The following is a 19,467-nucleotide window of genomic DNA, read 5'->3' as shown; positions in this document are numbered from 1 at the left end:
GGCAACCGGTGCAGGCCTTGGAAGAATGTGCGGTCAGAGCAGTATCAGGATTCCAGCGGCACCATTTTGCCGATGTAAGGCAGATGGCGATAGTGCTGAGCGTAGTCGATACCAAAGCCCACCACAAACTCATCCGGAATCGCAAAGCCGACATACTCGACATTGACTTCAACTTCACGGCGCTCAGGCTTATCCAGCAGGGTACAGATCGCCAGTGATTTTGGCTGACGCAGCTGCAGAATCTCACGCACTTTGCTCAGGGTGTTACCGGAGTCGATGATATCTTCGACGATCAGCACATCTTTGCCACGAATGTCTTCATCCAGATCTTTCAGGATTTTCACATCACGCGTGCTGGACATGCCGCTGCCATAACTGGACGCCGTCATAAAGTCGACTTCATGCGGCACATCAATGGCGCGACAGAGATCAGCCATGAACATGAATGAGCCGCGCAGCAGCCCCACCAGCACCATATCGCTGCCGCTGTCGCGGTAGTGCTCGTTAATCTCTTTCCCCAGTTCAGCGATGCGCGTGGCGATTGCCTGTTCAGGGATCATCACTTCAACAGTGTGTTTCATTGCGTTCAGCCCGGTTACGTCAGAAAAGCCCCGAAGTCTATCACAGACGCCGCAGCGACGACTGTGCGACCCTGTATGCAAACGATTACGTCGCAAAAATTATTACCTGTGGCCTTTAAGTCACTGAAAGGCGCATTACCTTAGAACATTCTGGCATTTACCAGCATGATTCGCTGCGTGGTAGCCTTTATCCAACAGATCGTTACCCTACTCGCGCCGCTGGCCGGAGATCACAATGACTTCATCATCAAGCAAAAAGACGCATATCGGCGACAGGCCGCTGCACCCCGAAACCCAGATGCTGAACTATGGCTATGATCCCCGCCTCTCTGAAGGTGCGGTAAAGCCGCCGGTGTTTCTGACATCGACCTTTGTCTTTGACAGCGCCGAAGAGGGACGGGATTTCTTTGATTACGTCTCTGGTCGTCGTGAGCCGCCGGAAGGCAAATCGGGCGGGCTGGTCTATTCGCGCTTTAACCATCCGAACAGCGAAATTGTTGAAGACCGGCTGGCGGTCTATGAGCAGGCAGAGAGCTGTTCACTCTTCTCTTCCGGGATGGCCGCTATCTCCACGGCCCTGCTGACGTTTGCCCGCCCGGGCGAGGTGATCCTGCACTCCCAGCCCCTGTATGGCGGCACCGAAACGCTGCTCAGCAAAACACTGCACAATCTGGATATTAAAGCAGTTGGTTTCAGCGACGGGAATGATGAAGTCAGGGTGCGCGAAGCCGCTCAGCAGGCGATGGCCCAGGGCCGGGTGGCGGTCATCCTGATTGAAACACCCGCAAATCCGACTAACAGCCTGGTCAATATCCGCCTGATGGCGCGCATTGCCGATGAAATTGACCAGCAGCAGGGTTCACGACCGATTATCGCCTGTGATAACACCCTGCTCGGCCCGCTGTTCCAGCAGCCGCTGACGCTGGGCGCGGATCTGTCACTCTACTCACTGACCAAATATGTTGGCGGTCACTCTGACCTGATTGCGGGTGCCGCGATGGGCAGTAAAGCGCTGATGGCGAAAGTGCGCGCCCTGCGCAGCGCCATTGGTACGCAGCTGGACCCGCACTCAAGCTGGATGCTCAGCCGCTCGCTGGAAACGCTGTCGCTGCGGATGGAGAAAGCCTTTCACAATGCAGAAGCGGTCGCGGCCTTTCTGCGCGATCACCCGAAAGTGGCGAAGCTGCACTGGCTGCCCTATCTGGATGCGGAGAGCGCCGAAGGGAAAACCTATCGCGAGCAGTGCAGCGGCGCGGGTTCGACCTTCTCGTTTGATATCGTCGGCGATCAGCCCGCTGCGTTCCGTTTTCTCAATGCGCTGTCGCTGTTCAAACAGGCGGTGAGCCTGGGCGGAACCGAGTCGCTGGCCAGCCATCCTGGCAGCACCACCCACTCCGGCGTGCCGCAGGCGGTGCGTCAGCGTATTGGTATCACTGACGCCACGGTGCGGCTGTCGATTGGCATCGAGAACGCCAGTGACCTGATTGAAGACATCAGACTGGCGCTGGATCAGGCGTAATCAGCTCACGGTAAAGCCCAGCATCATGCCAGTATCTTCATGCTCCAGCAGATGACAGTGGGCCATGTAAGCGTGCTCGGCGGCAGCGACATAGTTGAAGCGCACCAGCACTTCACTGCGCCAGCCGTCGACATTCACCATATCTTTCCAGCCCTGCCGATGCGGGGCGGGCGGTTTGCCGTTCTCGGAGAGAATGCGGAACTGGGTGCCGTGAATATGGAAGGGATGCAGCATGGCGTCGCCTTCTCCTGAAATCGTCCACTTCTCATAATCACCCAGCTTCACCGCAAATGACGGCTTTGTCATATCAAAAGCCTGGCCGTTGATCTTATTGCCATTGCGGAAATCGTAACTGGCGGGCTTCGCCATGCCGTGCATGCTGTGATCCATCCCTTCCATGTTTTCCATCGGCGGCATCGGCCCGGCAGCCGTTTTCTCCGGCATCGAATGATGACCGCCCTTGCCCATCGCTTTCTCGCCGTAGCGCTGCATCAGCGCCTGCATCCCCTGCTGGTCCAGCTGCGGGTCCATCATCAGCTGCAGCCAGCGTGTCGTCAGTCCGTCGGTGGCGGGAAGCGCAGGCAGCGTCGCCAGCTTATCCGGCAGCGTGGCGCTGGCCATCACCCGCAGCGGCAGGATCTGCACCAGCGGCAGCGGCTGGTCAAACGGCGGCAGCGTCATGCCCATCTGTTCGGTTGGCAGCGTCACCAGATCAAACGCTTTACCGTCAGAAGTATCGATCATCACCTCAAAACGCTCGCCCGGTAGCATCGGCAGTGCGTCGAGCTTCACCGGTTCAGCCAGCAGGCCACCGTCGCTGGCGATCACATAAAGAGGACGTTTATCACTGGCGGCAACGTGCAGCGAACGGGCATTACAGCCGTTCAGCAGACGCAGACGCAGCCAGCCGCGCGGCACCGCATGCTGCGGATACTGCACGCCGTTGGTCAGCATCATGTCGCCAAACCAGCCCACGGCTGCGCGCATTACGTCGAGCTGATAATCGATCCGGCCGCCATCTTTACTCAGTTGCTTATCCTGGAAAATCAGTGGCACATCATCCACGCCCCACTGCACAGGCAGGCGCAGTGTGCCGCTCTCCTTATCTTCCAGCAAAATCAGTCCCGCGAGTCCGTGTGCGACCTGATGCCCGGTTTTGCCATGCAGATGCGGATGATACCAGCAGGTTGCGGCGGGCTGGTCAGGGGTAAAAGAGACCTGACGCGAAGCACCAGGCGCAATCACGGCCTGCGGACCGCCATCTACCGCGCCGGGGATTTCCAGCCCGTGCCAGTGCAGGGTAGTCGCTTCGCTGAGTCGATTATGGATGTTCACCGTCACCGGTTTGCCACTCTGCAACTTCAGCACCGGTCCCAGCAGGCTGCCGTTATAGCCCCAGGTCGGCACGGCTTTGCCATTCCACTGCGAGGTGCCCTGCATCGCGGTAAGGCTGTAGCTGCCCCTGGCATCCGCTTCCAGCAGTGATGGAATCGGCAGCAGCGGACGGGTGGCTGCCATCAGCGAACGGCTCCAGAGCGGCAAGGCTCCGGCTGCACTCAGTGCGGCGGTAAGTTTCAGGAAGTGACGACGTTGCATGGTGATCATCCTTGTGACATCAGAGCGCACAGCCTAAACCCTGACCTTATGGGAAGGTCAAGTGTTAGCCGTGAGAATCTGATGAAAAAAGGCGGTGCAGCGGCTCACAGCGCCAAATTAATCGAAAACCTGAGAATAACTGTGCTAACGTCATGAGCAATATCCATTGAAGAGAACGACTATGAAGCAAAGCATCAAGATCCTGCTGCTGACGGGACTCCTTGGCTTCTCCTCCACCAGTTTTGCCCTGAGCGAATCCGAAGCGGAAGATCTGGCCGATCTCACGGCGGTTTTCGTCTATCTGAAAAATGATTGTGGCTATCAGGATTTACCGGACGCACAGATTCGCAAAGCGCTGGTCTTTTTTGCTCAGCAGAACCGCTGGGATTTAAGTAACTACAGCAACTACAACATGAAAGCGCTGGGTGAAGACAGCTATCGCGATCTCAGCGGCATCGCCATCACCAATGACAAAAAGTGCAAGTCACTGGCCCGTGATTCACTGAGCCTGCTGGCCTACGTCAGGTAATTACTCTGCCCTCTGCTGCCGGACATTGACCGTGCAACCACGGTCAGTGTTAGCTATCATGTGCCGCCCATCTTCATGGCGATGTCATCAGAGGAGAGCACCATGGCCCACAATGAAACGTGGTATGAAACCCTTCATGCCGGTTTTGGCCAGTATTTCACGGTAGATAAAGAGCTGTACCGTGAAAAAACTGCGCATCAGGATTTAATCATTTTCGAAAATGCCGCGATGGGCCGCGTAATGGCGCTGGACGGCGTGGTGCAGACCACCGAACGCGACGAATTTATCTACCATGAAATGATGACCCACGTTCCGCTGCTGGCGCACGGCGCGGCGAAGAGCGTCCTGATCATCGGCGGCGGTGACGGCGCAATGCTGCGCGAAGTGTCACGTCATCCGGAAATCGAAAAGATTACCATGGTGGAAATCGATGCAGGCGTGGTGACCTTTTGTCGCCAGTATCTGCCGAACCACAGCGCAGGTGCCTATGACGATCCGCGCTTTACGCTGGTGATCGATGACGGGGTTAACTTCGTTAATCAGACGCAGGAAAAGTTCGATGTCATCATCTCCGACTGCACCGATCCGATTGGTCCGGGCGAGAGCCTGTTTACCTCCGAATTTTATGCCGGCTGTAAAGCGGCCCTTAATGAAAATGGCATCTTCGTGGCGCAGAATGGCGTCTGCTTCCTGCAGCAGGATGAGGCCGTAAACAGCCATCGCAAGCTGGGCCATTACTTTTCGGATGTCAGTTTCTATCAGGCGGCGATTCCGACCTATTACGGCGGCATCATGACCTTTGCCTGGGCGAGCGATAATCCGGCGCTGCGCCAGCTCGATACCGCCACCCTGCAGGTGCGTTTCGAGGCCGCTGGCCTGGCGTGTCGTTACTACACACCAGCGATCCATACCGGCAGCTTTGCCCTGCCGCAATATCTGTTAAATGCGCTATCGGCCGCGTGCTGACAGTGCATTTTTAAGGGGGTGAACAAAATTGCAAAAGCTAAAACTACATGGCTTCAACAACCTGACGAAAAGCCTGAGTTTTTGTATTTACGATATCTGCTATGCGAATACTGAAGCTGAACGCGATGGTTATATCGCCTACATTGATGAACAATATAACGCCAACCGTCTGACGGAAATCCTGACCGAAACCTGCTCCATTATCGGGGCTAACGTGCTTAATATTGCACGCCAGGATTATGAACCGCAGGGAGCCAGCGTCACGATTCTGGTCAGCGAAGAGCCGATCGATCCCAAAGATATCGATAACTCCGAGCATCCTGGCCCGCTGCCCAATTCGGTGGTGGCGCATCTGGATAAAAGCCATATCTGCGTGCACACCTATCCGGAAAGCCATCCTGAAGGCGGGCTCTGCACCTTCCGCGCGGACATTGAAGTCTCAACCTGCGGCGTGATCTCACCGCTCAAGGCGCTGAACTACCTGATCCACCAGCTGGAGTCAGACATTGTTACCGTCGATTACCGGGTGCGCGGTTTTACCCGTGACGTGAAAGGGATGAAGCACTTTATCGATCACGAGATCAATTCGATTCAGAACTTCATGTCCGACGATATGAAAGCGATGTATGACATGGTGGATGTGAATGTCTATCAGGAGAACATCTTCCACACCAAGATGTTGTTGAAAGAGTTTGACCTGAAACACTATCTGTTTAACACCCGCCCGGAAGATCTCAGCCCGCAGGAGCATAAGCGTATTACTGACCTGCTGTGGAAAGAGATGCGTGAGATCTACTACGGCAGAAATATCCCCTCAGTGGGCCTGAAGACCCTCTGATTATCAGACGCGCAGCGTGACACCCCATAACCTGCGCGTCTCTTCCCGCTTATCCCTCCGACTTCTCATCACGGTAACCGCCGGCATTCCCTGATCGTCAGCAATAATTTGCCTGTCAGAGCGTGCTACTTTCAGCGCTGAACGCTTATTTCTTCATCGACTACAGGCAAAAAAATGGCAAGAATTAACATTATTGATTTCGCTGCCGTCCCGGACGCCACCTCACTTTCCACTCAGGCGATACAGCGCGCGATTGATAGCGCATCAGCAGGCGACACGGTGCTGATCCCGGCAGGCCGCTTTCTGACGGGCGCGCTGTTTCTGAAAAGTGAGATGACGCTGGAGCTGGCGAAAGATGCCGTGCTGCTCGGCAGCGAGCGGCTGGAGGATTACCCAGATATCGCTACGCGCGTGGCGGGGATTGATATGGTCTGGCCCGCGGCGATGCTTAACATCAATCATTGCCGCGACGTCACTGTCTGCGGCAATGGCACGCTCGACGGACACGGTGCCGTCTGGTGGCATAAATTCTGGGGCGAAGACGAAAACAGCGGGATGCTGGCGGACTATACCCGTCGCGGCCTGCGCTGGGTGGTGGATTACGACTGCAAACGTCCACGTAACGTGGTGGTTTATCAGAGTGAATACGTGACGCTGGAGGACTTTACCTCACAGGATTCCGGCTTCTGGAACCTGCACGTCTGTTATTCGAAACAGGTTAATTTGCAGCGGCTACGTGTGATGAACGCTACCGGACCCAGCACCGACGGCATTGATATTGATTCCAGCCAGTTGGTTCGCGTTGAAGGCTGTACGGTCTCCTGCAATGACGACAATATCTGCGTGAAATCGGGTCGCGGCGCGGAAGCACAGCAGCTCGGCAGAACCGCACGCGATATCATTATTCGCGACTGCACTCTGCTGAAAGGCTCGGGCATTACCCTGGGCAGCGAAACCTCTGGCGGTATCGAAAATGTCATCATCGAACACAACCGTTTCTCCGGCACGGGTGTCGGCTTTCGCATCAAGTCAGCCCGTAATCGCGGCGGCTGGATCAAAAACATCGTGGTTCGCCATCTGAAGATGGAGGATGTCTGTTATCCGTTTATGCTGCAGCTGAACTGGTTCCCGCAGTATAGCTACAGTGAGCAGCCCGCCGACACCGAACAGCCGCCACACTGGCGTAAGCTGGCATCGGGCGTCACAGGTGATGCTGGCCTGACGCGGGTTGAGAATATCAGTATCAGTCATATCAGCAGCAGCCTGACTGAGCCTGCGGCGTTTTCCCGCGCCTTTTTTATTGAAGGCACGCCGGAAAATCCGATTGAACGGCTGAGTTTCAGCGACATCACACTGCAGGCGCAGGAGTTTGGCAAAATAGCGGGCGTAAGGAATCTGAGTTTTGAACGGGTTACGGTAGACGCGCCGGCAATGACGCGCGAAGAGCATGACGCCTACGCGCGTTAGCGGCAATTGCAGAAGATAAACGCGCGGTGCTGCTCGCGCCCTGCTTCAGGATAAGGTCAGAGAAGCACGGCGCGTTCAGTTCAGGTGGAAGTCAGCGCCAGCGTAATGCCACGCTCGCGCAGCGTGCGGCACACCTCCTGATCTAACCGGCTGTCGGTCACCACATCGGTCAGGTCATCAACCGGTGAGGCGCAGAACAGCGACCAGGAGCCATATTTACTGCTGTCCGCCAGCAGGACCCGGCGCGCCGCATTGGCCAGCAGATCGTGTTTCAGCCCCGCTTTCTCTTCAGTCGGCGTGGTAATGCCGCGCTCAAGGCTCCATGAGTTACAGCTGACAAAGGCGATATCTGGATTGATGCTGCGCAGCAACCGCCGTCCATGTTCGCCCACGCAGGACTGACTGGAGTCATCAATCCGCCCGCCAATAATCGTTACTTCGATCTGCTTAAACTCAGACAGAAACAGCGCAATGTGCAGGTCGGCGGTAATCACCCGCAGCGGCAGATGCGTGAGCTGTCGCGCCAGCTCCAGCATAGTCGTACCGGCATCCAGTACCACCGCATCCCCCGCCCGGACAAAGCTGGCGGCGCACTCCGCGATCGCCTGCTTCTCGGCCAGGTTCCGCTGCATTTTCTCCAGCGTGGTCGGCTGGGCAGGAATAAAACGATTCAGGGTGACGCCGCCATGACTGCGGCTGATCACGCCCTCTTTATCCAGCTTAATTAAATCACGTCGAATCGTGGCGGGTGAGGCGGAAATCGCACTGACCAGTTGCTCAACAGTCACCAGATTATGGCTTTTCAGGTAATCCATAATCTGGTCAAGACGGCTCTGTCCCTTCATATTTCCCTATGCGAGCTGCATCGCGAGTTTAATCGAGATCGCCATGCTGTCAGACTTCGCTTTACCTGTCCAGGCGATATCAAATGCCGTGCCGTGGTCAGCAGAGGTGCGGATAAACGGCAGGCCTGCGGTAATGTTCACGCCATCATAGAAGCCCAGCAGTTTAAGCGGGATGTGTCCCTGATCGTGGTACATCGCCACCACCATGTCATAGCGTCCATCCTGGCACTGCAGGAATACCGTGTCCGGCGGGCAAGGCCCGGCGACATCAATCCCCTCCGCTTTCATCGCTTCAATCGCGGGAGCAACGGTGGTGATCTCCTCATCGCCAAACAGCCCGTTCTCACCGGCGTGCGGATTGACACCCGCGACGGCGATGCGTGGTGCGCTGTAACCGACACGACGCAGGAAGGTGTCCGCCATACCAATCACCGTTTTGATGCGTGTCTGGTTGAGCGTATCGAGGAACTTACGCAGCGCAATATGGGTCGTGACATGAATCACCTTGAGCTTATCGGTATAGAGCACCATAGCGTAATCTTTGGTGTCGGTAAGATGCGCCAGCAGTTCGGTGTGACCCGGGTAGAGGTGGCCCGCCGCGTGCATCGCCTCTTTATTCAGCGGCGCGGTAGCAATCGCATGCACGTCACCGGCCAGTGCCAGTTCGGTGGCACGCTTCACGCAGCGCCACGCCAGATCCCCCGCCTCTTTCTGTACCACGCCAGGTTTCAGCGCGTCGGGATCGGCCAGCGGCTCATCGATCACATTGATAATGCCGGGCGCAAAGCGCGCATCGGCTACCCGATCCAGCACCCGCAGCTCGGCCTGTGGGGTGATGTTCATCGCCATAATGCGGCGCAGCGTACTGGCACAGCCAATCACCACGGCAGGGATGCCATTCAGCTCACCTTCAGAGAGCGCTTTGATGATGATTTCCGGGCTGATGCCCGCCGGATCGCCCATGGTGATCGCAATAATTTTACTCACTCGACTTCTCCTCAATAAAACTAATGGCTGCTACCAGGGTATTTTCATCACCAAAGCCACCCGCTTTGGTCATCACCGGCAGAGTAAATTCACTGTTAAGCAGGACCCCGTGCGGCACACAGCCCGCCACCAGACCCTGAATTTTAAAGCCGCTGGCCCCCAGCGCCTGCGCGACGGCAATCGCCACGTCGCCGCCTGACAGATAGAGCGCATGCGGCAGCCGTGCCCGGCACAGACTCAGGGTGATTTCGCCTAGCAGCTGACAGATCGCCTCACCCAGCTGCTGGCGCGTCACGCGGTGCTGCTGGCAAAGATCCTCGATCTCGTGCCGCTGGGATGCATGCTGGCAGGTGCGGATCACCGTATGGCGACCGGCACGCAGTGCGGTGGCCGCCTGTTCGATCCAGCGATCCCGCTCAGGCCAGGCGGACTGCTGAAACAGCTGACGGATATCGACATCGACGACCTCAACGGCGCGCTGAGTACGCAGCGCGGCGATCTGCTGCTCTGCCTGACGACTCATCGATCCCACCACCGCCAGCACAGGTTGCGACGGGCGAACGGAGAGCGCAGCGCCCAGCGCATCGCTTAATCCGGCGGCCCCGACCAGCAGGGGCGTCTCACTCAGCCGCGACGCAGCGGTTATCAGTCGCGCCAGGTCGGCCTCCGTTTCGGCATCCACTACCACGACGCCATCTGCTTCGGCTAACACAGCATCAAGCCGATCGCTATGCAGCGTCGCGAGATCGATCTCCATGCCGTCGATCTGCATCTGATGAATGACGCGGGCGCTGCGGATCGGGGTTTTAGGATCGCTGGCAAATTCGGTGTCTGTCAGTAACCGCTGATTGACCCACACGCTGCCCTCACGTGTGGTGCGGCCCAGACGCGGTACGGCCGGTGCCACCAGCGCCAGCCTTTTGCCGCTGGCGCGCAGTGCCGCCACCGTTTCAGCCCCGATATTGCCGCGCAGCGTGGAGTCTATCTTTTTAAACAGCCAGCCCTGCTGAAGCTGTGCCGCGTAATGCTGCACCACCTGCGTAACGCGCTCTGCAGCCTGAGTGGCACTGACAGCCCGGCTGTCGGTGCTGATTACCAGTACATCCGCCGCCTCGTCGGGTAACGTTGCTGCGGAGCCGAACAGCACATGTACACGGGCACCGGCCTGTGCCAGTCCACTACCTGCATCGTTGGCACCGGTAAAGTCATCGGCGATAACCAGCACCGGGGTTTTCCATACTGATGAGCCCATCCTCACTCCTGTCAGGCTATTGCCGCTGCATTTGATTATATTCAATCATGATTGATTATATGTGAGCAAGTTCAAATTAATCGAAATCGATATGCCTTATAAAATTAGCCACAGAGAGTGACTGACATCGCATTGCGCTGAGCAAAATTAATCATCTGCTCAGACATGACAGAAATAAGGGTATGAAATGAACATTAACAGCACGGTGATCAGCGGTTATCAGGCGTTAAACGACATGCGCTATCTGCTGGATGGGATAGCGACGGCAGTCGTGGTCACTGACCGGAACATTGAGGCGATTCCGGCGGTACAGGCGCTGATGGGGCAACTCCGGGATCAGATCCCGCGTATCAGCGTGGTCAACAGCGTTCCACCTGAACCGAGCCAGCATGATGTGGCCGCGATTATAAAAACGCTCTCGCAGCGCCAGGCCGACATGGTGATTGGCATCGGCGGTGGCAGCGTACTGGATGTGGCGAAGCTGCTCTCGGTGCTGTGCATCAACGGCGCACCGTCGCTGGACGCCCTGCTGGCAGGCGAAAAACCGCAGCGTCGCACCCGTTCAATGCTCATCCCGACCACTGCTGGCACCGGCTCTGAAGCGACCCCGAATGCGATTCTGGCGATCCCGGAGAAAGAGACCAAAGTCGGCATTATTTCACCGGTCATGCTGCCCGATGTGGTGGCGCTGGTGCCGGAACTCACCACCAGCATGCCGCCGCACATCGCCTCGTCTACCGGCATTGATGCCCTGTGTCACCTGATTGAGTGCTTCACCGCCAACGTTGCCAATCCGGTCAGCGACAACTATGCGCTGATTGGGATGAAGAAGCTGTTCGCGAATCTCGAAACCACGCTGCGCGAGCCGGAGAATTTGCAGGCACGGCTGGAGATGCTCTGGGCCTCTTATTATGGCGGCGCATCGATTGCCCATGCCGGGACGCATCTGGTGCATGCGATGTCCTATCCGCTTGGCGGCAAATATCACCTGCCACACGGCGTTGCCAACGCCATTCTGCTGGCCCCCTGCATGCGCTTTGTCCGTCCGGCCGCAGTGAGCAAATTCGCTCAGGCCTATGACCTGCTGCCCGACGCTGACGTCCGTTTAAGCGATGAAGAGAAATCACACGCGCTGGTCGACTACTTCACCGCGCTGGTTGCGCGGCTGCAGTTGCCTGCCAGCCTGGAAGCGCTGGGCATCGGCCCGGATCACCTGCCTTATTTAGTGGAAGCGGCACTCGACGTGCAGCGCCTCATGAAAAACGTGCCGATGGCGGTCACCGCCGATGATGTGCGCGCCGTCTACCTGACGCTGTTCCCTTCCTGCCAGGCGTAATGAGGATTGTCATGAATAAGAAAATCAACGGCGTACTGACCGCCATCGTCACCACCTTTGACCGTGAAGGTGCCTTTGACCCGGTAAGGCAGCGTGGGCAGGTCAGACGCCAGATCAACGCCGGAAACGGCATCTTCTGTGGCGGCACCAACGGCGAGTTCTTTGTGCTGAACGAGCAGGAGAAGATTGCCGTTACCACCACCTGCGTCGATGAAGTCAATGGTCGTGCGGCCGTCGTGGCGCATATCGGCGAGATTTCGACCCGTGAAACGATCCGGCTCGGCAAACAGATCGCCCGCCTTGGCGTGGATGCCGTCTCGGCGATCACGCCATGGTTTGTGCCGCTGAAGCAGCAGGAGCTGATCGACCACTATCAGCGCGTGGCTGACGCGCTGACGGTGCCGCTGTTCCTCTACAACATTCCGGCGCGAACCGGCAATACCCTGCAGCCAGAGACCGTTCGTACGCTGGCCGCGCACCCGAACATCATCGGCATTAAAGACTCCGCAGGCAGCTATGAAAGTCTGAGCGGTTTTCTGCAGGCTACCGCCGACTGTGAGGGCTTTGATGTGCTAAACGGCCCTGACTCGCTGATTCATCAGGGATTCGTTGATGGCTGCTCCGCCTCCATTTCCGGGCTGGCAAACGTGGCACCGGAAGCAATTAACGCCATCTGGGCGCGCTTCAGTGCCGGTGACATTGCCGGTTCGCATCAGGCACAGGAGAACGTTACCGGCCTGCGCACCGCGCTGTACAGCATCGGTTTCTCACCGGCCGCCGTGAAAAAAGCGGTCAGCCTGCAGGGCTTTGAAGTGGGTGAAAGCCGCTATGCGGTGCAGTTCAGCGCCGACGAACAGCAGCAGATCCGTCAAATTGTGAACCACTACCTGCAATAACGTCCATCGCCTTTGCACCCTATCGGTCAGATGAGAACGAACCTGATGGTCGCCATCTGCCAGAACAATCGAGGTTACGATGAAAGCATTCTCAACTGAGAGCACCTTACTGATCGTCGGCATGGTGGTCGCCTATATCCTGTTCACCACCTGGCTGACATGGCGGTTACGCAGTAAAACCAGCGGCGACTTTATGGAAGGCTCCCGCGCCATGCCGGCCTTTATCGTCGGCATCATGCTGATGTCAGAGTATATCGGGGCAAAATCGACCATCGGCACGGCGCAGGCAGCCTTTGAGGATGGCTTCGCCGCTTCCTGGTCGGTCATCGGTGCCGCGATAGGTTTTCCGCTGTTTGGCCTGATTCTGGTCAAACGCATTTATAACACCGGGAAGATCACGATCTCTGGTGCTATCGCCGAGAAATATGGCCGTTCGACCAGGAACATTATCTCGCTGATCATGATCTATGCGCTGCTGCTGGTGAATGTCGGGAACTACATCAGCGGTGCGGCGGCGATCTCAACCGTGCTGAAGATCGACCTGACACAAGCGGCCTTTATTACCGCAGTGGTAAGTACCTTCTACTTTGCATTTGGCGGCATGAAAGGCGTTGCGTGGGTTACGCTGCTGCACAGCGCCATCAAGTATATGGGGATTCTGATCATCCTCTATGTGGCACTGAAGATGACCGGCGGCGTCGCTCCGATGATCGAGAAAATGCCGGCGTTCTACTGGACGTGGGATGGCCATGTCGGGGCCAGCACCATTGTGGCCTGGCTGATCGGGACCGTGGGTTCGATCTTCTGTACGCAGTTTGTGATCCAGGCGATCTCATCCACCAAAGATGTGAAGTCAGCGAAACGCGCTACCTGGGTTGCCTTCATTTTCTGCCTGCCGATTGGTCTGGCGATGGCGCTGATTGGTGTGGCGGCGAAGTTTGCGCACCCCGATATCAAGAGCCTCTATGCGCTGCCCGTGTTTCTGCAGGATATGTCACCGTGGCTGGCAGGCATTGTCACCACCTCGCTGGTGGCCTCGATTTTCGTCAGCGTCGGCACCGTTGCGCTGGCCATCGCCTCGCTGGTCGTAAAAGACTTTTACGTGCCCTGGCGTAACCCGACGCCAGAGCGCGAATTCAAAATGACGCGCTGGATTTCGATTGGCATCGGCTTCTTCCCGCTGCTGTTTGTCCTGTTCTTCCCTGAAGTGCTGAAGCTCTCCTTCTTTACCCGCGCAATTCGCCTGTCGATCACCGTGGTAGCGATTATGGCGTTCTATCTGCCATGGTTTAAGAGCACGCGCGGTGCCAACGCCGGTCTGATTGGTGCCTGCGTGGTCACATCCGTCTGGTTCCTGATGGGTAACCCCTTCGGTATCGACAATATGTATGTGGCGCTGATTACACCGGCCATCATTATGGTAATTGACCGCTGTATCCCGTCACGCCAGTCTCAGCCTCAACCGCAACACAATGCACAAAATAGTGGAGCCTAATATGACTCAGGAAACCGTCACCGCAGAACGCACCGGCCTGGTTGCGCCGCACCCGCAGGATAGCGCCCAGCAGATTGCGATGCTGCCCTCCTCCTGCCCGCAAAACCACGCGGCTAACCTGCTGCCGCTGCCCGATGGCGATCTGCTTTGCGTCTGGTTTGGTGGCACGCAGGAAGGGATTGCCGATATCTCGGTCTGGTGTTCCCGGCTGACAAAAGGCAGCGATCGCTGGAGTGACGCGCAGAAGCTGTCTGACGATCCGGGTCGTTCAGAACAGAACCCGGTGCTGTTTCTCGATCCGGACCAGATACTGTGGCTGCTGTGGACGGCACAGAAATCGGGCAATCAGGACACCGCGATTGTGCGCTATCGCCAGTCTCACGATTTCGGCAAGCACTGGGGCGAGATCAAAACGCTGCTGGATAAGCCCGGCACCTTTATCCGCCAGCCGATTGTGGTGTTGCCCAACGGCAACTGGTTGCTGCCGGTGTTCTACTGCCTGACGCAGCCCGGCGAAAAGTGGGTCGGCAGTTATGACGTCAGCGCGGTAAAAATCTCGGAAGATAAAGGCCAGAGCTGGCGCGACGTCAGCGTGCCTGACAGCACCGGCTGCGTTCATATGAACGTCACCCTGCTGGATGATGGTTCGCTGCTGGCTCTCTACCGCAGTCGCTGGGCCGACCATATCTACCAGAGCCGCTCGTTTGATCAGGGTGAAAGCTGGAGTGCGCCTGAGCCGCTGTCGCTGCCCAACAATAACTCGTCCATTCAGGTCACAACGCTGCGCAACGGTCATCTGGCGCTGGTGTTCAATGCCATGAGCGCCGAAGGTGCCAGCGAGCGCCGGTTGTCGCTGTATGACGAAATTGAAGATGATGAAGAGGACAGTGACGTTGCGGTTGCCGCCGAGCCGGTGGTGCACAGCGGGCGGACCGCCTTCTGGGGCGCGCCACGTGCGCCCATGACGCTTGCTATCTCAACGGATGGCGGCAAAAGCTGGCCGCTACAGCGCAATCTGGACGAAGGCGATGGCTACTGCATGACCAATAACTCTCAGCAAAAGTTAAACCGTGAGTTCTCTTACCCCAGCATCAAACAGGGCGTAAACGGCGAACTGCATATCGCCTACACCTGGTATCGCCAGGCGATCAAGTATGTGAGGGTCGACGAATCCTGGGTGCGGGGGGTGATGCGTGATTGAAAAGATGGCGCTGGTGACCGGAGCCAGCTCCGGCATCGGTCAGGCGATTGTGGACCGCCTGCTTGATGAGGGCTGGCAGGTTACCGGCCTGAGCCGCTCGGCGATAAATCGGGCAGACGCGGGCTGGCAGAGCCATCAGGTCGACATCAGCGACAGCGCAGCATTGCAGGCTTTACTGGACAAACTGCCGGTGCCGCAGGCGGTGATCCATGCAGCGGGAATGATGCAGGCCGCGCCGCTCGGGGAGCTGGATCTGAACGCCAGCACACGCCTGTGGCAACTGCATGTTGCCGCTGCAGAACAGCTGGCCAATCATTTTGCGCCCCGGATGAGCGCGGGTGGCAGAATCGTGCTGCTGGGCAGCCGCACGTCAGGCGGTGCGTCGGGCCGCAGTCAGTATGTGGCCACCAAATCGGCGATGATCGGCATGGTGCGCAGCTGGGCGGCAGAGCTGGCACCGCTCGGCATTACGGCAAATATTGTAGCGCCAGGCGCCACCGAAACGCCGATGCTGCAACAGCCGGGCCGGGCCAGTTCACCACCGCGCTTGCCGCCAATCGGGCGTTATATTCAGCCGCAGGAAGTGGCCGGGCTGGTCGGCTTCCTGCTTTCGCCGGCGGCAGCGGCGATCACCGGTCAGCAGCTGGTGATGTGCGGTGGTGCGTCGCTGAATTAATTAGCAGGCCGGGCAGCTCAGGTGGCCCGGCCTGTATTAGCGTAAAAATTACCGTACGGGTTTACCATACTGGTTCACAAACTGGCGATAAGCGGCAATCACCAGCTGAAAATCTTCAATACCGCAGAAGGAGAGGCTCTCTTCGTCGTAGTAATTCATCCCCTCTTCCATGCCGTCATCTTCCAGTGCCAGCAGATTAGCGCGAATCATCACCTCTTCCTCATCCAGCAGGATGGTGTACTCGCTGCCGATGCGCTGCCACTGACGCACGCTGCCTTTGACGTCTTCGATTGCGGCTTCCACTTCATCCAGCAATCCTGGATCGTTTTTCACCTCTTCGTTGAACCAGTGGCCGACCGCTTCATGATCCATCGACATACGAACCTTAATCTGTCCGGTCACATCGCGTAAAAATTCATATTCCATCGCCCGTTCCTCTTAACGTCATCGCGTCACCTGGTAAGTGTTCGTGCTGCTCTCGCGGCACAGTGTGACACGTCGCGCATTATTACAGGCTGCCTGCCGAAAGCCAGCTTTTGATCGTCTCTCTACCCCATGTACAGACGTAAAAAAGGGGCGAATCATCGCCCCTTAGTCATAACTGACAGGTGAAGAATCAGACCGCGGTCTGGAAAATCACGCCATCAGCTTTGTCGGTGTACTGCGTCAGCTGGTCGAAGTTGAGATAGCGATACGTGTCGCTGGCCGTTTTATCGACCTGCGCCATAAATTGCTGATACTCATCCGGCGTTGGCAGTTTACCAAGCAGAGACGCGACCGCAGCCAGCTCCGCTGACGCCAGGTAGACATTAGCACCGGTACCCAGACGGTTCGGGAAGTTACGGGTCGAAGTGGACACCACCGTCGAACCATCAGCCACACGTGCCTGGTTACCCATGCAGAGTGAACAGCCCGGGATCTCGATACGCGCACCGCTTTTGCCGAATACGCTGTAGTAGCCCTCTTCGGTCAGCTGTGCCGCATCCATCTTGGTTGGCGGAGCCACCCACAGACGGGTTGGCAGCTGGCCTTTGTGGCTATCCAACAGTTTACCGGCAGCACGGAAGTGACCAATGTTGGTCATGCACGAACCGATGAACACTTCGTCGATCTTCTCGCCCTGAACGTCAGAGAGCAGACGGGCATCGTCCGGATCGTTTGGCGCACAGAGGATCGGCTCTTTGATTTCAGCCAGATCGATTTCGATCACGGCAGCATATTCAGCATCCGCGTCCGGCTCCAGCAACTGAGGATCGGCCAGCCATTTCTCCATGCTTTCAACGCGACGCTCAAGCGTACGACGATCGCCGTAGCCTTCTGCGATCATCCACTTCAGCAGCACGATGTTGGAGTTCAGGTATTCGATAATCGGCGCTTTATCCAGCTTGATAGTACAGCCCGCAGCGGAACGCTCGGCTGACGCATCGGACAGCTCAAACGCCTGCTCGACTTTCAGATCCGGCAGACCTTCAATCTCAAGGATGCGGCCAGAGAAGATGTTCTTCTTACCTTTCTTCTCAACGGTCAGCAGACCCTGTTTGATGGCATACAGCGGAATGGCGTGAACCAGATCGCGCAGGGTAATGCCTGGCTCCATCTTACCTTTGAAGCGCACCAGCACTGATTCCGGCATGTCGAGCGGCATAACGCCCGTCGCTGCCGCAAACGCCACCAGGCCTGAACCCGCCGGGAAAGAGATGCCGATAGGGAAACGGGTATGGGAGTCACCACCGGTACCCACGGTATCCGGCAGCAGCATACGGTTCAGCCAGCTGTGGATAATGCCGTCACCCGGACGCAGTGACACACCGCCACGGTTCATGATGAAGTCTGGCAGTGTATGGTGCGTGCTCACATCCACAGGCTTCGGATAGGCGGCGGTGTGACAGAAGGACTGCATCACCAGATCGGTCGAGAAGCCCAGGCAAGCCAGATCTTTCAGCTCGTCACGGGTCATCGGGCCGGTGGTATCCTGCGAGCCAACCGAGGTCATTTTAGGTTCGCAATAGGCACCCGGACGAACGCCGGTTACGCCACAGGCGCGGCCAACCATTTTCTGCGCCAGCGAGAACCCACGGGTACTCTCCGCGACATCTTTCGCCTGACGGAATACGGTGCTGTGCGGCAGACCCAGCGACTCGCGCGCTTTGGTGGTCAGACCGCGACCGATGATCAGCGGAATACGGCCACCGGCGCGCACTTCGTCAATCACTACTTCGGTTTTGAGCTCGAAGCTGGCCAGCAGCTCATTGGTTTCGTGGTTGCGGACTTCGCCTTTGAATGGATAGATGTCGATCACATCGCCCATGTTCAGGTTGTTTACGTCCACTTCAATGGGCAGTGCGCCCGCATCTTCCATGGTGTTGAAGAAGATGGGTGCAATTTTGCTGCCCAGCACCACGCCGCCGCCTTTTTTATTTGGCACGTTCGGGATGTCGTCGCCCATAAACCACAGCACCGAGTTGGTGGCGGATTTACGTGAAGAACCGGTTCCGACAACATCACCGACATAGGCCAGCGGGAAGCCTTTGGTCTTCAGAGCTTCGAGCTGTTTGATCGGGCCGATATTGCCCGCGTCATCAGGCTCAATGCCTTCACGGGCATTTTTCAGCATCGCCAGGGCGTGCAGAGGAATGTCTGGACGTGACCAGGCATCCTGGGCCGGAGAGAGATCGTCGGTGTTGGTTTCGCCAGTGACCTTAAACACTGTAACCGTGATCTTCTCTGCCAGTTCAGGCCGTGACAGATACCATTCCGCATCTGCCCAGGATTGCATCACCTGCTTCGCGTATTCATTACCCGCTTTCGCTTTCTCTTCGACATCATAGAAGTTGTCGAACATCAGCAGCGTGTGTGAAAGGGCTTTCGCGGCAATCGGAGCCAGTTTGCTATCGTCCAGCGCCTCAATCAGCGGATGAATATTGTAACCGCCCTGCATGGTGCCAAGCAGTTCAACCGCTTTTTCAGGAGATATCAGAGGAGAGGTTGCTTCGCCTTTGGCGACAGCCGCCAGGAAACCGGCTTTGACATACGCCGCTTCATCGACGCCAGGTGGGACGCGGTTGACCAATAAATCGGTCAGAAATTCTTCTTCACCCGCAGGTGGATTTTTCAGCAGTTCAACCAGCGCGGCCATCTGGGAAGCCTCTAAAGGCTTAGGTACAATTCCCTGGGCAGCACGCTCGGCAACGTGCTTACGGTATTCTTCTAGCACGACGTTATCCTCGCTCTCATTATGTAGGGCTTTCCGACCACCTTGCTCACTTATGGAGAACACACTTCC

At 57.2% G+C, this 19,467-nt stretch carries 17 protein-coding genes; 10 read left to right on the top strand and 7 right to left on the bottom strand.

Annotation, left to right across the window (positions count from 1 at the left end; translation table 11 throughout):
- Nucleotides 1-44: 44 nt before the first annotated feature.
- Nucleotides 45-581: a hypoxanthine phosphoribosyltransferase gene (gene hpt / locus N1689_RS14070; protein ID WP_260059220.1), complete on the bottom strand. Its 537-nt coding sequence runs from the start codon at nucleotides 579-581 to the stop codon at nucleotides 45-47.
- Nucleotides 582-816: 235 nt separating this feature from the next.
- On the opposite strand from hpt, the gene N1689_RS14065 reads away from it, so the two are divergent.
- Nucleotides 817-2,100: a cystathionine gamma-synthase family protein gene (locus tag N1689_RS14065; RefSeq protein ID WP_260059218.1), complete on the top strand. Its 1,284-nt coding sequence runs from the start codon at nucleotides 817-819 to the stop codon at nucleotides 2,098-2,100.
- Here the strand turns inward: N1689_RS14065 and cueO are convergent, their stop codons facing one another.
- A complete protein-coding gene (gene cueO, locus N1689_RS14060) occupies nucleotides 2,101-3,696 on the bottom strand; it encodes a multicopper oxidase CueO (RefSeq protein WP_260059216.1) in 1,596 nt (531 codons plus the stop codon).
- A 181-nt stretch (nucleotides 3,697-3,877) separates the two neighbouring features.
- On the opposite strand from cueO, the gene N1689_RS14055 reads away from it, so the two are divergent.
- From N1689_RS14055 to N1689_RS14040, 4 genes are all read left to right on the top strand, one after another.
- Nucleotides 3,878-4,225, top strand: a complete 348-nt coding sequence (locus N1689_RS14055; protein WP_150010759.1) for a YacC family pilotin-like protein — start codon at nucleotides 3,878-3,880, stop codon at nucleotides 4,223-4,225.
- A 102-nt stretch (nucleotides 4,226-4,327) separates the two neighbouring features.
- Entirely contained in the window at nucleotides 4,328-5,191 is an 864-nt protein-coding gene (gene speE, locus N1689_RS14050; protein WP_161731553.1) for a polyamine aminopropyltransferase, read from the top strand.
- Nucleotides 5,192-5,219: 28 nt separating this feature from the next.
- Nucleotides 5,220-6,029, top strand: a complete 810-nt coding sequence (gene speD, locus N1689_RS14045; RefSeq protein ID WP_003854677.1) for an adenosylmethionine decarboxylase — start codon at nucleotides 5,220-5,222, stop codon at nucleotides 6,027-6,029.
- 174 nt (nucleotides 6,030-6,203) lie between these two features.
- Nucleotides 6,204-7,496 carry a glycoside hydrolase family 28 protein gene (locus N1689_RS14040; protein WP_161731555.1) on the top strand — a complete coding sequence of 431 codons (1,293 nt, stop codon included), beginning with the start codon at nucleotides 6,204-6,206 and terminating at the stop codon, nucleotides 7,494-7,496.
- A gap of 80 nt (nucleotides 7,497-7,576) precedes the next feature.
- On the opposite strand, the gene N1689_RS14035 is transcribed toward N1689_RS14040, so the two are convergent.
- Genes N1689_RS14035 through N1689_RS14025 form a run of 3 tightly spaced genes read right to left on the bottom strand, consistent with a single transcriptional unit; the run spans nucleotide 7,577 to nucleotide 10,580 of the window.
- The gene (locus N1689_RS14035; protein ID WP_222924537.1) at nucleotides 7,577-8,341 is read right to left on the bottom strand and encodes a DeoR/GlpR family DNA-binding transcription regulator; all 765 of its coding nucleotides are present in this window, start codon (nucleotides 8,339-8,341) and stop codon (nucleotides 7,577-7,579) included.
- A gap of 6 nt (nucleotides 8,342-8,347) precedes the next feature.
- Complete coding sequence (locus N1689_RS14030) at nucleotides 8,348-9,328, bottom strand: D-threonate 4-phosphate dehydrogenase (protein WP_260059215.1); 981 nt, start codon at nucleotides 9,326-9,328, stop codon at nucleotides 8,348-8,350.
- A complete protein-coding gene (locus N1689_RS14025; RefSeq protein ID WP_253421099.1) occupies nucleotides 9,321-10,580 on the bottom strand; it encodes a D-threonate kinase in 1,260 nt (419 codons plus the stop codon). Before N1689_RS14025 ends, N1689_RS14030 begins: the two co-directional genes overlap by 8 nt.
- A 187-nt stretch (nucleotides 10,581-10,767) precedes the next feature.
- On the opposite strand from N1689_RS14025, the gene N1689_RS14020 reads away from it, so the two are divergent.
- The 5 genes from N1689_RS14020 (at nucleotide 10,768) to N1689_RS14000 (ending at nucleotide 16,184) form a co-directional block, all read left to right on the top strand.
- A complete protein-coding gene (locus N1689_RS14020) occupies nucleotides 10,768-11,916 on the top strand; it encodes an iron-containing alcohol dehydrogenase (RefSeq protein ID WP_260059214.1) in 1,149 nt (382 codons plus the stop codon).
- An 11-nt stretch (nucleotides 11,917-11,927) separates the two neighbouring features.
- On the top strand, nucleotides 11,928-12,812 hold the full coding sequence (locus N1689_RS14015) for a dihydrodipicolinate synthase family protein (protein ID WP_260059213.1): 885 nt from the start codon (nucleotides 11,928-11,930) through the stop codon (nucleotides 12,810-12,812).
- A 79-nt stretch (nucleotides 12,813-12,891) separates the two neighbouring features.
- Nucleotides 12,892-14,307 carry a sodium:solute symporter family protein gene (locus tag N1689_RS14010; protein WP_161731567.1) on the top strand — a complete coding sequence of 472 codons (1,416 nt, stop codon included), beginning with the start codon at nucleotides 12,892-12,894 and terminating at the stop codon, nucleotides 14,305-14,307.
- Nucleotide 14,308: 1 nt separating this feature from the next.
- Nucleotides 14,309-15,508: an exo-alpha-sialidase gene (locus tag N1689_RS14005; RefSeq protein WP_161731569.1), complete on the top strand. Its 1,200-nt coding sequence runs from the start codon at nucleotides 14,309-14,311 to the stop codon at nucleotides 15,506-15,508.
- A 4-nt stretch (nucleotides 15,509-15,512) separates the two neighbouring features.
- A complete protein-coding gene (locus N1689_RS14000) occupies nucleotides 15,513-16,184 on the top strand; it encodes an SDR family NAD(P)-dependent oxidoreductase (RefSeq protein WP_202604838.1) in 672 nt (223 codons plus the stop codon).
- Nucleotides 16,185-16,232: 48 nt separating this feature from the next.
- Here the strand turns inward: N1689_RS14000 and yacL are convergent, their stop codons facing one another.
- Nucleotides 16,233-16,610 carry a protein YacL gene (yacL, locus tag N1689_RS13995; RefSeq protein ID WP_013356797.1) on the bottom strand — a complete coding sequence of 126 codons (378 nt, stop codon included), beginning with the start codon at nucleotides 16,608-16,610 and terminating at the stop codon, nucleotides 16,233-16,235.
- Between the two features lie 190 nt (nucleotides 16,611-16,800).
- Nucleotides 16,801-19,398 (bottom strand): bifunctional aconitate hydratase 2/2-methylisocitrate dehydratase, encoded by a 2,598-nt coding sequence (gene acnB / locus N1689_RS13990; protein ID WP_260059210.1) that lies wholly within the window; start codon nucleotides 19,396-19,398, stop codon nucleotides 16,801-16,803.
- Nucleotides 19,399-19,467 lie beyond the last annotated feature (69 nt).

The sequence above is a fragment of the Pantoea sp. XY16 genome, assembly GCF_025153065.1.
Taxonomy (GTDB): Bacteria; Pseudomonadota; Gammaproteobacteria; order Enterobacterales; family Enterobacteriaceae; genus Pantoea; species Pantoea alfalfae.
This window is presented reverse-complemented; position numbering and strand designations above follow the sequence as displayed.

Coding starts and splice junctions, on each gene's coding strand:
- hpt (WP_260059220.1), bottom strand. CDS start 581: ATGAAACACACTGTTGAAGTGATGATCCCTGAACAGGCAATCGCCACG.
- N1689_RS14010 (WP_161731567.1), top strand. CDS start 12,892: ATGAAAGCATTCTCAACTGAGAGCACCTTACTGATCGTCGGCATGGTG.
- yacL (WP_013356797.1), bottom strand. CDS start 16,610: ATGGAATATGAATTTTTACGCGATGTGACCGGACAGATTAAGGTTCGT.
- N1689_RS14020 (WP_260059214.1), top strand. CDS start 10,768: ATGAACATTAACAGCACGGTGATCAGCGGTTATCAGGCGTTAAACGAC.
- cueO (WP_260059216.1), bottom strand. CDS start 3,696: ATGCAACGTCGTCACTTCCTGAAACTTACCGCCGCACTGAGTGCAGCC.
- N1689_RS14015 (WP_260059213.1), top strand. CDS start 11,928: ATGAATAAGAAAATCAACGGCGTACTGACCGCCATCGTCACCACCTTT.
- N1689_RS14040 (WP_161731555.1), top strand. CDS start 6,204: ATGGCAAGAATTAACATTATTGATTTCGCTGCCGTCCCGGACGCCACC.
- N1689_RS14065 (WP_260059218.1), top strand. CDS start 817: ATGACTTCATCATCAAGCAAAAAGACGCATATCGGCGACAGGCCGCTG.
- N1689_RS14025 (WP_253421099.1), bottom strand. CDS start 10,580: ATGGGCTCATCAGTATGGAAAACCCCGGTGCTGGTTATCGCCGATGAC.
- speE (WP_161731553.1), top strand. CDS start 4,328: ATGGCCCACAATGAAACGTGGTATGAAACCCTTCATGCCGGTTTTGGC.
- N1689_RS14005 (WP_161731569.1), top strand. CDS start 14,309: ATGACTCAGGAAACCGTCACCGCAGAACGCACCGGCCTGGTTGCGCCG.
- N1689_RS14000 (WP_202604838.1), top strand. CDS start 15,513: ATGGCGCTGGTGACCGGAGCCAGCTCCGGCATCGGTCAGGCGATTGTG.
- N1689_RS14055 (WP_150010759.1), top strand. CDS start 3,878: ATGAAGCAAAGCATCAAGATCCTGCTGCTGACGGGACTCCTTGGCTTC.
- N1689_RS14035 (WP_222924537.1), bottom strand. CDS start 8,341: ATGAAGGGACAGAGCCGTCTTGACCAGATTATGGATTACCTGAAAAGC.